The sequence below is a fragment of the Fibrobacter sp. UWB16 genome (genome assembly GCF_900215325.1).
Classification (GTDB): Bacteria; Fibrobacterota; Fibrobacteria; order Fibrobacterales; family Fibrobacteraceae; genus Fibrobacter.
This window is the reverse complement of sequence record NZ_OCMS01000001.1, coordinates 1177327-1190171: the sequence shown is the minus strand read 5'-3', so window position 1 is coordinate 1190171 and position 12845 is coordinate 1177327. Positions and strand designations below refer to the sequence as shown.

Sequence of the window (12845 nt, the reverse complement as noted above, 5' to 3'; positions counted from 1 at the left end):
GTAAGAAAATTTTACAAGTCCTTCGGTGTGGTTATTGAGAGAAAATTTAAGGAATAACGACCTGGTCCTACTCCTTCTATTTTCTTTAAAAGATTCAGCGAGCGCATTCGTTTAATCATCTCTGTTGCGGCTGTTGGCTTACACGCTAAAATTTTCATAATATCCTTTGCTGCAATTACTTGATTTTCATCTATTTCATCAATGATTTTTTTCATTTTTTCTTTTATTGTCTTCCCAAAACCTGAATTTAATACAATAGATGCGATTTCCATTTTTTGGAGAGCAATTCCCGTTTTTTGAAGAGCGTATCCCGTTTTTTCGGACTCAATGCTCCCGTTTATATACGGGTAGTAGGCCTCACGCAGAGAGGGGGCTTGACCGACATATTTCGGGCGTATAAATTGTACACAAGGAACCATCAAAATGGAACAAATTTTCAACATGGAGGTAATATGTCCGGCGGGGCTTTTGAATACCACGAAATGTATATTGAAGAAATCGCAGAGTGCATCAGGAACATATACGTAAAACAGAAAAACAAAAAGTGGGTTGCATGGGCGCGGAACGAAGACATGTATTTCGCCCCACATTCAAAGGGAGTCCTAGCCGTGTACAAAAAAGCCTACAAGGCCCTGCGTGTGGCGCATATCTACGCAAAGGCTGTTGACTATCTAGAGGCTGGTGACTACGGCGACGAGGACTTTTTATCGAATGTCAATATGCAACTCGAAAAACTGGATAAAGAAATGAAATCGGGGCTGGAAAACATTGATGGATGCGAAATCAGTCATGAAGGCTATGAGTTGCCAAGAATATATTGGGAAAGTTCAGATTAAACATGAGCGTTCCCCGGCTTCTCGCCGGGTCGGGCTATATTGCAAGGCAGCCCGTGTGCACCTGCGGTACCCTCGTGCCGCTCTTGCAACGGCGTCACGCATGGCGCGTCTCCGCCCCAAGGGGTCACTATCCCTAACGCGAATGCGAAAAAAATTAACTATATTTATGCTTTTTTTCACTCCAATATTGAATGTGCATAAATTTATTTTGGTATTTTTATTTATATGGCTAAATCACGCAAGAGTTCTGCAAAAAAGAAATCCCCTCCTATAGAAGTTGTTGATCTGTTTTGCGGGATAGGAGGCCTAAGTTTTGGATTAAAAAGCCAAGGCTTTAAAATTAAAGCCGGGTATGATCTAGACTATACTTGCCAATATGCATATCATCACAACAACAATGCTGAATTTCGATATGAAGATATTCGCAAAGTAACAGCCGAAGAAATAAACAATACTTATAGTAAAGGTGCAATTCGAGTTCTTGCGGGGTGTGCTCCTTGCCAGCCATTTTCTTCATATGCATTTAAAAACAAAAATAAAGACCCAAATAAGTACAGTTTACTAGATGAATTCGGACGACTAGTGGAAGAAGTTCAACCCGACATTGTCACTATGGAAAATGTTCCGCAAATTTTGAAATTCAAATTGGAACATGTTTTTCAACGTTTTATCGAAACCTTGGAACGTAACGAGTATAATGTAAGCTATAAGGTTGTCTTTTGTCCCGATTATGGTATTCCTCAAACAAGAAAACGTTTGGTTTTATTAGCATCAAAAAAAGGAAAAATTGAATTAATCCCCCCAACACACACTGCAGAAAATTATGTAACCGTAAAGGATGTGATTGGAAATTTGCCGCCAATCGAAGCTGGAGAAAGGGACCCAAATGATGCTTTACACAAAGCACGAGCATTAACACCTTTGAATATTCAACGAATAAAAGCAACTCCTACAAATGGAAGTTGGTCTGATTGGCCTAAAGAACTTCAGCTAAAATGTCATAAAAAGAATAGTGGAAAAACCTTCGGTAGTGTATATGGTCGTATGGATTGGAATAAACCTGCTCCAACAATGACTACACAGTGTACTGGTTTAGGAAATGGACGATTTGGACATCCCGAACAAGATAGAGCAATATCTCTTCGGGAAGCCGCTTTGATACAGACGTTCCCAAGAAATTATCAATTTTTTGTAGATGAAAAATCTGTATCAACGACTTTAGCGTCCAGATATATAGGGAACGCTGTCCCCCCAAAATTAGGGGAAATTATTGGGAAAAGTATAAAGCAGCATTTAAAACAATGCGAGGCTCATGATGGAAAACTATAAATTCAACATTTCCTTAAGTGTTCTAAATCATTTAGGAAGAAATTTGTACCGAAGCCTTATAACCGTTATAGGCGAGGCTATATCTAACTCATGGGATGCGGACGCAAAAAATGTCCACATATACATAGACAGAGAAAAGAACCAATTAGTCGTTCAAGATGATGGTGTTGGAATGACGCCAGACGATTTTCAAAATAAGTTCCTAAAAATCGGATATTCTAAAAGAAAAGATGGAAAAAGTTGCTCTCCAACAAGACGTCCATTTATCGGACGAAAGGGTATTGGCAAGTTGGCATTGCTTTCTTGCGCAAAAAGCATCTCCATCGTTACCAAAACACAAAAGTCAAGCTTGACGGGAGGAACAATAGACAATGCTCGTCTAGATCAGGCAATTAAAGATGACATAACTCCCAATGATTACAATCTTACGCCGTTAAATTCCGATTTGCTAAAAGAAAACAAAAAACTCTCTCATGGGACTATAATTATTTTCAATGGGATGAATGACGGCATAAAAAATCGCATTGATTATTTACGTCAACTTATTGCTCTTGACTTCAGATTTTCATTGTTTGATCCTTCTTTTAATATAAGCGTTAATGGAAAAGAAATTTCAATGGTTGATTTGGAGCCATTAATAAATGATACTCAGTTCTTATGGTTGATAAACCATGATAATGATAATGATGCTTTTGAAAAAGCGATTCGAAAGTCAAAAAGCTTAATCACTCATCGTTTAATATACACAGAATCCGTGACTGTGTCCGGGTTTATCGCTTCTGTTGATACGCCTTCGAAACTAAAAATTAGAACTTCAGACGAAAAGGCAACAGTTGACCTTTTTGTTAATGGAAGACTTCGTGAAAAGAATATTTTGAGTCATATTCCATCAACTCGAATTGTAGAAAGTTACCTTTATGGTCAAATCCATTTCAACGAACTTGACGATGATACAGATCGTTTTACTAGTAGTCGAGAAGGAGTTGTTCCAGACGATCCTAAATTCAATTCACTTTTAGATGTATTGAAAAAAGATATCATGGCGAAGATAATTGAAGAATGGGATGATTTACGTCGAGCCAATCGAAAAACAGGTGATTCCGACAATAAAAAAATACCTCCAAGACAGCGAAAGTCTGAGGAGCTATATGACGCCATTACTGATGATTACGTTCATTTCGACAAAACAACGTCTACCGAAGATAAAGATAGGGTCAATTCTTGGATTAATGAGTTAAAACCCGATGCCGTCTATAATTACGAATCATATGGAGATTGTTTTCTAGCGGAAAATCTACTGCGAAAGTATATTACTACCCAAAAGATTGCATATCCAGATAGTTTAAAAAATGACATAAAAAATTGGAAGGAAGGCTATCAAGCAAAGAAAGATAAAGCGAATTTAAGCATACAAATTCGACATGACGACAACGATTTATCGTATTGCGGAATGGAACAGCTAGCTTATATAGCTGACACCGAAAAAGACAAACAAAAAAAGTCAACTTTACTACGAGACTGCATTGAGTACACCCCTATTCGCGACGCCGTTGCCCACACATCTAGATTAACTGATGTGGCAAAACTACGGTTGAACGTATGTTTTGAGAATATAAAAGCAAGGATCAAAAATCTATTAAAGATATCTAGCAAGCCCTAGTTTTTGATTTAATTTTATTCCATATACTGCAAGGTATCTGGATATTTCAACACATTTCTAAAAACATCTTCTAATCGAATGCGTTTCATCGCTTCGATCAGCGCCGGCTTCTGAATGGATCCGTTAATATAATTCATCCACACGAACTCAGGCTTTAAGAAAACAAGATATATTGGGACAAGTTGTTCAACGCCCCATTTTAGCATAGTCACAAAACCGCGGATAAGAATTTCCTTTTCTGGAGAACCATCTGCATCAAAAAGTGGAAATAAGAAAGCATTAAAAACACATTTGCAATTCTGTTCGCAAAGGTAATCGTGGAAAGATTCATGGTAGGCGAATTGCTTTACAACATCTTGGACGCCGGGATTTCCTGAAATATTCTCGGACGTTTTAACCAGATAATATTTCCCATCTAGTATGCAAAATACATTCCTGTCATTAATTTCACATTTGGTTATGATATCCGGAATTAGAGATTTTGTTTCATAATGACCGCCGTTCAAGTACCATTGAGGTTTCTTTATTTCTGATTCGACTTGATCATGAATGTTCCCAAATATCTGTCCGCAGGCTTTTTCCCAAATCAAGTTCATGCAGTTAGTGCCATAAAGACTATAAGAATTTTCCTGCGAACTCGTTCCAGATGTGGCGACAAATGTATATAGCGTTTTTAGTAGGTTCTGTTTCTTTGTGACAAACTGATTTGCTATTTCTCGTTCCAAACGGTAAAGAATATAGTCCGTATCGCCAAAGTCTTTCAAATCCGATTCGCTTAAAAGAACTTCCGGTATGTCAAAGAAATCTAATACATCTAATTCTTTGAGATATTTGGAGCATTGCGTAACGATACATTCATGCAATCGCTTGAAATAATCTAAATCATCGTTTTGTGATAAGCGTGTTTTTAGTTCAAGATAATAAGGACGATTGTTCTTGATGTAGGCGAATGTTTCGTTAATCGTTCGATCCCAATCGATTTCTCCTTCGCCATTAGTTTCTATAATTTCTTGAATATTCGTATAAACGCCATTCTCGAAATAATCCTGCAAAATATGCAATGACAAGGCCAATTTGTTATACTCGCCTTTATCGTCTCTATTATGCAAATGAACCAATTCGCCTTTAGAATCATATTTGCGAATGGCTTTTATTGCCAATTTCAATTCATCTCGAATTTTTTTTTCATCAGTACTTGAGGTGTATTTAGGATAGCAGAGAATCACCTTATTTTTTACAGCAACTACGCCTACAAAATCAAATTTGTAGCATGCTCCCAACACCTCTTCTGCAGAATCCGCTATAACAAGGTCGTCATTATTCAAGTCTGCAAAATCTAGACTTTCGTTCTTGACAATCTTTACGATTCCGTATTTTCGTAGTGTGTTTATGTAAGCTTTTACATTTTCAGAGGTACATCCCAAAAGTTCCCTAATCTCTCTTGGGGTGTACCGTTTCAATTCTTGAAATAGGGATGGTTTTTCTTCTGTCATTTGGTAAAATTGAAAATTCTTTGACCGATTTCATCGAACTTTTCGCAGATATCCGAGAATCGTAACCTGCTAATTGTATTTTCATCAAAAAGGTCTCTAGGACGCATCTTTACAGCATCTTCAAAGAGGTACATCAGCACCTTGCTCTTGAAGAATTTTACAAATTCTTCAGCATTTTCTACTTTTCTACCTTCAACTAACTTCAGTTTTTCTTCAGAAATAAAATAGGGACCAAGCAATTTGTCTTCGTTGATTTTTAGATCTGTCAACCTATCATTTATTTTATGACGGAGTTCATTCCAGTTCATCCATTCACGAGAACTTTCTTCTTTTTTTTGCATTGGTATTTCGTAATTCTTCATATCGTCTTCTTTCTCGTTGATACCAATGTACTCGAATTCCCAACGGCGTTTGAATGCAGTATCCATAGGGAATACTCCCTGGTCGGCACTGTTCATTGTTGCCCAGATATACATGTTGTTGGGGATTCTCAACTCATCACAATGGTCAATTCCGTTGTCTTTTAAGTATTTCTTGATATCTTCACTTGCGGCAATAGGGTATTCACTGACGCCATTTTTACGGTCAAGAAGTTGGAATACATCTCCAAAAACAGCAGCAACGTTAGCTCGATTGATTTCTTCAATAATGAGAAGAAAATTTTGTTCAGGATTTTGCAGTGCCTTTACTAGGATTCGCAAGAACGGCCCCGGGATATACTTATACAGAATCTCAGATTCCTTTCCTTTTTCAGTATTTTGAACAGGCTTATATGTTCCGACGAACTGAGCGAAGCTATAATTGGGGTAAAAAGTAGCACGTTCATAACGTTTCCCAATTTCCTCAGCACTATTAGATATCTCACTGTCGCAGAAATAGGTTTTACAATATTCCTCTAGCTGATGAGATTTTCCCGTTCCGGGTGCGCCAAAAATAATTTTTTGCTTAATCAACTGATTTTGCGGTGCTTGGAAATTTACTCTAACGTCATCAATATCGATAGCGGCGTTCCCTTCTGGCAACGGATTTTGCTTGAATTGAACTACATTTGTTTTTATTCTTAAATGAAATTGATTCTTATCATCCTTTAAAAAAGAAAGTGTTGAATAGTTTGCAATTAAAAATTTTCGTATGGAAAAATTACCCTTGTCAAGTCCGTAAAGATATCTACGGGACTGTGTAGTTTCTGATGGCTTGAAATCTTTGTATATGGTTGTTTTATTCTGACCAAAGAATTCATTTATCATTTTCATATAAGATGAACAAACTTCAGATGGAGAATCATGACTTATCTTTTCTCCGCCTTTATTCGAATATAATGGCAAGGATGCAATAATGCTTGCCATTGCTGCTATACAATCATCCTTGTAAATGATAAAAGACAAGTTTTCCATTCCTCCCAAAAAATCTATTAATTCTGGTGGAAAGAAAATGCCTGTATCCTTAGAACCAGTTGGTTCTATTTTTAATGTTGCGCTATGTCCTGCAATATTTAGATCAAATTGTTCACTCATATTTTGATATTCCTTTTAACTTCCTTTATTAGAGCCATCATAACGTCGACTACCATAGAATTACCTGCTTGTTGATACATTTGACAATCTGATACGACTTGCTTGAAATCGTCTGTGAATCCCATCAGTCGCAGACATTCTCTTGGTATAAGCCGCCGAATTCTACCGTTTGTTGTTACGTAATTATCTTCTCCCGCACGATGCATTTTATGCATCGTGCGCATCAATGGGCGGGCTATTTTTAGGTCGATTTCTGGCTTCATAGAAAATCCTCCAGAACCTTCACTTAAAATTCCGGGTAAAATTTTTTCTGATAAATAATATTTTTCTGGAATTTCACCTTTTGCATGCTTAATACAAATTTCGCCATTATTTGATGTGAAATTTCCTTCAGGTGTGTTTTCCAGCAAAAAGTCTTGAAGAGTGTAATTTAATTCCTTAATTGGGGGAAATTCGAAATTTTCCCCACCTCTTTTAAAACCTACTACAAAAATACGACGTCTTTTTTGAGGAATTCCATAGTTTACAGCGTCCATAATTTGATAATGGATTGTATAGCCCAAAGATGCGAATACTCGTTGGACAACATCCCAAGTTTTGCCACCATCATGTTTTACAAGTCCCTGAACATTTTCATATATAAAGGCTTTAGGTTCTATTTCTTTAATCAATCTTGCAAATTCATAAAATAAAGTTCCGCGAGCTTCTTCTAATCCTTTTTGGTATCCTAATAGTGTGAAACTTTGACAAGGACTCCCTCCAATAAATAAATCAACTTTATTTTTGTATTCAGTTCCGTCAAGTAACTTTACATTATGATGAAAATGCTTTTCGTCGAGATCATAATTTGCTAAGAAAGATTTTTTTACATGATTTGTTCTTTTGGGTAAAAGGGAAGCTATGTAAGTTCGCCTTTCTGAGAACGATAATCCCTTTAGGTTTTCAAGAATTTCTTCATCAGACTTTAATAAATCAATTTCTCCGTTATCACATGCAAATACAAGTTTATGCGGAATACCGCTTCTTTTAAGAGCAAACTCTGGAGCTCCAATTCCACTAAAAACTGATGCGACCTTCAATATGTTTTTCATCTAAAATCTCCAAATATTCCGGTCTTTAGGATACTTTTTATAACATTTTCCATAACATTTACAGCCATTGAATTTCCAGCTTGTCGGTATGTCTGCATGTCGTTTACTACAATTTTGAAATCTTCAGGAAAACCCATTAATCGTAAACATTCTCGTGGCGTTAACGTCCTCGCTATGCCTCGTGTTCCCTGATAAACCCCTTTGTAAATTCTTGGATCGTCTTCAATACGTTTGGGAATTTGGGATTCAAAACGCATATCGCCAAACCAATTGTATTGTTGACAGGCTACTTGACACCGTGCAATTTTGCCATTTAAAGCAACATGTTTAGATTGATTTGGATCAATAACACGGTTAAAGCCTTTTTCTGGTAAATAGTACTTATTAGGTACCGATTTATCCAAAAAAAATTTCATATCCTCATTTAAGTTTATTTTTTCAGGTTCCTTTAACTTATTAAACCATTCTTTGTATTTTTTTTCAAATCCGATTACAAAAATGCGCCTACGATTCTGCGGAAGACCGAAATCTTTAGCATTCAAAACCCAAAGTTTCCAATCATATCCAAGACTGTCAAATATTCCTGAAATTACATTCCATGTTTGTCCATGATCATGATTTAACATCCCTGTGACATTTTCATATATAAAAACTTTTGGCTTTGCTTCTGATACAATTCTTGCGTACTCATAAAAAAGTGTACCTCGAGCTTCTTCTAACCCTTTTCTTTTTCCCATTACAGAAAAGGATTGACATGGACTCCCTCCAACAAATAAATCCAATTGACCTGCAAAACGTGTTGCTGAAAAATTACGAACATCAGAATGCCAATCAGATTCACTTATTTGATAATTGGCAAAAAAGGCTTGTTTACAAAAAGGATCAATATCTCCTGCGAATAAAATTTTTTCGTTTACACCCAATTTCTTTAGCGCTTGTTCAGGTGCTCCAATTCCACTAAAACTAGTTCCAATTGTAATATGCAATTTTTTTTTAGGCATGTTTCTCTAAGTGTCCGGCAAAATATTTGTAAAATCACACATTCACATACGCAAAAGATTGCGGTGCAGTATGAATGTTGAAATCGGCAAGGGATTTGTGCTTGGAGTATCTTTTGGTTGAGGCCACCTTGATTGCATAAGCCTTGTCTCGACCTTCAAAGTAACTCTCGAAGAACTCTTGAGAAATCCCTGAATATAGTCTAGTTTGAATCCAGATTTTGTCGGGCGTACCATCCAAGATTGTCTCGATTTCAAATTCTCCGATAACCTTCTGTTCTGGTGATGAAGAATACACGATGACCTTCTTTATGGACAAATCCTTGAAGACCTGCTTGCGGAACTCATACTTTTTTGAGCCCTCAAAAATCTTGTGAGCGAATTCAGGCTTAATCGACAATAAAACGGCCTTCACTGGCGGTCTCCTTTAAAATGCTTTCAAACTGGTTTTTAGAAATTAACCTAAAACCGCGGGGTGCGTCATTGACTCCGTTAAAGATGCCCATGTCAATCAACTTGCTCATGTTTATTCTATTTGGGAAAGAATATACATAAAGAAAGCTCACCACAAAAGGTCTTTGATGGCGATAATCCCACATTTTCTCGAGTTCTTTCTCTGGGAATACGCTACCCTTGCTGCAGTAAGTAACAAATTCTTCTTTATTGCTGAAATTTTCCTTAATTTCAGTTACAATACCGATTGTGGTAATGACGCTTTTGTATAATCCACCCGTTCGATAGAACACAAGAAGGTCCCCAATCTTGGGGTGCGGTTCATAGGCTCGCGATACATACACCTTCGAAATACTATTCCGATGGGGCGAATCTTCCACAAAATCGCTCGGCGATTCCGTATTGAGAATGGAGTCGGGTAGCAGTTCCGTATGGTAGTCGGGATAAATGGGGACTATAAATGTATCGCGATTTTTTGAAATGTAGGGATAGGTCTTGCAAACATCTTCTATGAAAAAATTCGGGTTGAAGTCACGAACATATACTCTCTCGCCGCCCTTCTTCTCCCAATAGACAAAGCCCCACTTTTCCATAAGGGCAATTAACCGCTTCTGCTCGTCGGTCCTATCGAAAATCGTTACATAGATTTCTTCGACCTTGTTTTTTAAGGCGTTGTCAAAGATTATCTTCAAAAATCTTTCGCCAAGTCTAAAACCGTTACTAATAACTTTGAAAGTCCCGACCTTTAAGCGCTTCTTGGGCGGCAACGGAGGCGTGATGTCGGCGTAGTTTTCCGATTCATCTTCTTTCTTGACATAAAGGAATGAGAGCAATTTTCCGTTGTTCGAATTTATGGTAATATAAGCGGCTTCGTCATATTTCCGCAGAAACCATTTATCGAAACCCTCATAATCATCTTTTAAGGACTGAAAGAAGGGGTCGTTCAAATCAATCTTTCCAAAAGGAACCTTTTGAACATTCAAGACCTTGTAGTTGACCAATTCCGGATTCTCGGAGAAAACCTTTTCTAGGAAGCGGTCTATGTTGAAGACTTTATCTGAAATATTTAGAGCGGCAGCTTTTGCATGAATCTTTTTGTCTTCGGTAATTAGCAAGTCAACACGATCGCAGAAGACTTCGTTAAGCAAAATGGTGTCTACGGAGTCATTTTCGGTTGTGTCCATCTTTTTGGACACGACGAGGACCTCTTCTGCAATAGGCGAAGGATTTTGCAGAATTTCGTAGTTCTGAATTTTTGCCTTGAATGACTTAACGGTTGTGGCGTTTTTGTTCTTGAGAATTTTTTCGATTGATTTAGAATGGACGATTTTTTCGCAGTGGGTGCGATCTAGCCATTTGAAGAGAGTGCCGATATCCTGGTTCTCTACATGACTAGCTTCTCTGTGAATGATGATGTTTGTATCTAGCAAGACCTTCATACTTCCTCCTTGTTCTTTTTTTTTTACGCATTGTTTTCTTATTCTTTTTACTGTTCTTTTTTAAAATATCCTATTCCTATATAATGCGCAATAGGGCTGAATTTCCTGTAAAATCAAATATACATATTAAAAATGACGTATTTTGACATTTTTGAGGAATCGCTATTTTTGATCTAATAATTGCTTGGGTCTTTTTTATTTAACTGGATTTTTCTATTAAAACAATAATATTCCCTTCTTGTATGTTTGCTCTTGATCCATGAAAGTGATGCATTGAACATGTTCATTTTTTCTTGTAGAAGAATTTAGATTCTTTGGATTTGAGATGCAATGGTAGTAAGTTGCAAGGTGTATTGTGATGAAATTGAGCTTTGGATGATTGGAGCTTTTTGACGATAAACTTTCGGTAATCTATATTGTTGGTGTGCGAATGTGCAGAGGTACTTCAGCGGTATAGCGCTTAATACAATTTCCTTTACATAATTCCCAATTGATACGATAAATAAAAAAAAGAAACCTACCTTATGACTTTACAAGAAAAACTCAACGCAATTCGTGAACCTAGAATTCCAGATATTGAAGTAGGTTCCTCAGAAACCATTGCTGAATTTTGGGATGCTTTCGTCGCGCCTAAGCTTATCCCGGTAGAATATGTTAGAGCATGGTGGGACCTTCTGAAAAGATACGTTGAAGAACCTAATGCTCTTTTTGCAATAAGAACGTTCGGGAACGGCCGCGACTGGGACCGCGACTTGCGAAGAGGTTTTTACAATATCGTCACCAACGATACGTATAGGTTCTTCTATACGGACAATTTCTTTACCGCTTATTTCTTCAAGATGGCTTATGACCGCTACGTTCCCAGTTATGAAGACTTTAAAGAAACGATGATTTCCCGAAATTTCCCTGCCCGTTTTGGACGGAGCCAACGATCTGAACGGGATAAGGCGGCGATATCATTGGCTGGGAAAGATCCGTATATTGCCAATGCGGGGTATAAAATTTCCCATATCATGAACGCGGGAACTGATATATGGGATGGAGAAAGATTGGCTAAAATCTCAGATATCTGCGAGGATTATTTCCCGCGGGATGAATATGAAGATTGGACACTTCACGAGGATCCTTCCGGAAGCTTTTATGCTAGAGATATTGAAGTTGACGAATATGGGAAAGAATTGCTTAAAGCGCATTTCCTCCGCCTAACCTGCCCTATGAACTTCATCTTGACTCCTAAAAGAAACCTGCAACAGTTGCGCGTACATGTAAGGTTAAATGACATTGGTGAGTCTGAACAGTTGCAGAAATATGCAATGAAGAAATACCATGAAATATATGGTAGCATGTACGAAGAATTTTTGTCAAAAATCGCGATGAAGCCAGGTTTTGATATAAATGAGGTAGACCCAACGGGCGATTTTGAAGTTGGTATTCAATATGGCGCGCGTCATGCACTAGCACCGCGTCCTGCCCAGACTGCTGCTACAAGGAACTCAACTCAGGCGCAACGCGCGAGGACTAGAGTGAGGGCAAGTCAATCTGAATTAGATTTTAGGGATTGGATGGTTGACGAAAACGGCATTAAGCCGAAAGTAGCAGGATGTTATATAAGCGCTCTTCATCGTATTCTAGAAGATGCTGGAAATATGGATTTTGATGATTTTGCAGAATCGATTTCGGATGTCGCTGACAACTACAGACGCGGAGGCGATAAGGAAGCCTTGGGTGACGTATACCATGGTTCTGGTAGAGCCGTCATCAATCAACTATGCGCGTTCATGCTAGAAAATTAGATCGTGAAATCTGAACGGCAGCACCCCTTCCACCCGCCGGATGGAAGGGGGCTTTTTGCATCAATACTCAAAACATCTTGACAGCGGTCTTTTGGTAACTTATATTGTTGGTGTGCAAGTGTGTAGATACGCTTCTGCGCATTTTGCCTGAGATTTCGAAAATCCCCGTGACAGTCGGCATAGGCCTTATGGCCCGTACGTGCATCCGCGATGGGGCGCATCCACCTTCTTGTGGGTGT

At 38.0% G+C, this 12845-nt stretch carries 11 protein-coding genes; 4 read left to right on the top strand and 7 right to left on the bottom strand.

Annotated elements, in window-relative coordinates; genetic code table 11:
- Positions 1-11: 11 nt before the first annotated feature.
- Positions 12-443 carry a hypothetical protein gene (locus CRN95_RS04875; protein ID WP_235002882.1) on the bottom strand — a complete coding sequence of 144 codons (432 nt, stop codon included), beginning with the start codon at positions 441-443 and terminating at the stop codon, positions 12-14.
- 9 nt (positions 444-452) lie between these two features.
- On the opposite strand from CRN95_RS04875, the gene CRN95_RS04870 reads away from it, so the two are divergent.
- The 3 genes from CRN95_RS04870 (at position 453) to CRN95_RS04860 (ending at position 3825) form a co-directional block, all read left to right on the top strand.
- Positions 453-836, top strand: a complete 384-nt coding sequence (locus CRN95_RS04870; RefSeq protein WP_088631042.1) for a hypothetical protein — start codon at positions 453-455, stop codon at positions 834-836.
- Positions 837-1061: 225 nt separating this feature from the next.
- The gene (locus CRN95_RS04865) at positions 1062-2165 is read left to right on the top strand and encodes a DNA cytosine methyltransferase (RefSeq protein WP_088631043.1); all 1104 of its coding nucleotides are present in this window, start codon (positions 1062-1064) and stop codon (positions 2163-2165) included.
- A complete protein-coding gene (locus CRN95_RS04860) occupies positions 2149-3825 on the top strand; it encodes an ATP-binding protein (RefSeq protein ID WP_200816179.1) in 1677 nt (558 codons plus the stop codon). Before CRN95_RS04865 ends, CRN95_RS04860 begins: the two co-directional genes overlap by 17 nt.
- A 14-nt stretch (positions 3826-3839) precedes the next feature.
- Here CRN95_RS04860 and CRN95_RS04855 read toward each other — a convergent pair whose 3' ends face one another.
- From CRN95_RS04855 to CRN95_RS04830, 6 genes are read right to left on the bottom strand one after another with little or no spacing between them, the layout of a single operon-like run.
- A complete protein-coding gene (locus tag CRN95_RS04855) occupies positions 3840-5318 on the bottom strand; it encodes an LlaJI family restriction endonuclease (RefSeq protein WP_088631044.1) in 1479 nt (492 codons plus the stop codon).
- Complete coding sequence (locus tag CRN95_RS04850) at positions 5315-6832, bottom strand: AAA family ATPase (RefSeq protein WP_088631045.1); 1518 nt, start codon at positions 6830-6832, stop codon at positions 5315-5317. The genes CRN95_RS04855 and CRN95_RS04850 overlap by 4 nt, the downstream gene beginning before the upstream one ends.
- A complete protein-coding gene (locus CRN95_RS04845; RefSeq protein WP_200816178.1) occupies positions 6829-7923 on the bottom strand; it encodes a DNA cytosine methyltransferase in 1095 nt (364 codons plus the stop codon). The genes CRN95_RS04850 and CRN95_RS04845 overlap by 4 nt, the downstream gene beginning before the upstream one ends.
- A complete protein-coding gene (locus tag CRN95_RS04840) occupies positions 7920-8924 on the bottom strand; it encodes a DNA cytosine methyltransferase (RefSeq protein WP_103143259.1) in 1005 nt (334 codons plus the stop codon). Before CRN95_RS04840 ends, CRN95_RS04845 begins: the two co-directional genes overlap by 4 nt.
- 34 nt (positions 8925-8958) lie before the next feature.
- Complete coding sequence (locus CRN95_RS04835; protein WP_088631046.1) at positions 8959-9336, bottom strand: hypothetical protein; 378 nt, start codon at positions 9334-9336, stop codon at positions 8959-8961.
- Positions 9311-10813: a PIN domain-containing protein gene (locus tag CRN95_RS04830; RefSeq protein ID WP_097020230.1), complete on the bottom strand. Its 1503-nt coding sequence runs from the start codon at positions 10811-10813 to the stop codon at positions 9311-9313. Before CRN95_RS04830 ends, CRN95_RS04835 begins: the two co-directional genes overlap by 26 nt.
- 524 nt (positions 10814-11337) lie before the next feature.
- Between CRN95_RS04830 and CRN95_RS04825 the strand changes: the two genes are divergently transcribed.
- Positions 11338-12606 carry a hypothetical protein gene (locus CRN95_RS04825; RefSeq protein ID WP_088631048.1) on the top strand — a complete coding sequence of 423 codons (1269 nt, stop codon included), beginning with the start codon at positions 11338-11340 and terminating at the stop codon, positions 12604-12606.
- Positions 12607-12845 lie beyond the last annotated feature (239 nt).

Excerpts from the sequence above, each read along its gene's own strand:
- CRN95_RS04875 (WP_235002882.1), bottom strand. The coding sequence starts at position 443 with ATGTTGAAAATTTGTTCCATTTTGATGGTTCCTTGTGTACAATTTATA.
- CRN95_RS04870 (WP_088631042.1), top strand. The coding sequence starts at position 453 with ATGTCCGGCGGGGCTTTTGAATACCACGAAATGTATATTGAAGAAATC.
- CRN95_RS04865 (WP_088631043.1), top strand. The coding sequence starts at position 1,062 with ATGGCTAAATCACGCAAGAGTTCTGCAAAAAAGAAATCCCCTCCTATA.
- CRN95_RS04860 (WP_200816179.1), top strand. The coding sequence starts at position 2,149 with ATGATGGAAAACTATAAATTCAACATTTCCTTAAGTGTTCTAAATCAT.
- CRN95_RS04855 (WP_088631044.1), bottom strand. The coding sequence starts at position 5,318 with ATGACAGAAGAAAAACCATCCCTATTTCAAGAATTGAAACGGTACACC.
- CRN95_RS04850 (WP_088631045.1), bottom strand. The coding sequence starts at position 6,832 with ATGAGTGAACAATTTGATCTAAATATTGCAGGACATAGCGCAACATTA.
- CRN95_RS04845 (WP_200816178.1), bottom strand. The coding sequence starts at position 7,923 with ATGAAAAACATATTGAAGGTCGCATCAGTTTTTAGTGGAATTGGAGCT.
- CRN95_RS04840 (WP_103143259.1), bottom strand. The coding sequence starts at position 8,924 with ATGCCTAAAAAAAAATTGCATATTACAATTGGAACTAGTTTTAGTGGA.
- CRN95_RS04830 (WP_097020230.1), bottom strand. The coding sequence starts at position 10,813 with ATGAAGGTCTTGCTAGATACAAACATCATCATTCACAGAGAAGCTAGT.
- CRN95_RS04825 (WP_088631048.1), top strand. The coding sequence starts at position 11,338 with ATGACTTTACAAGAAAAACTCAACGCAATTCGTGAACCTAGAATTCCA.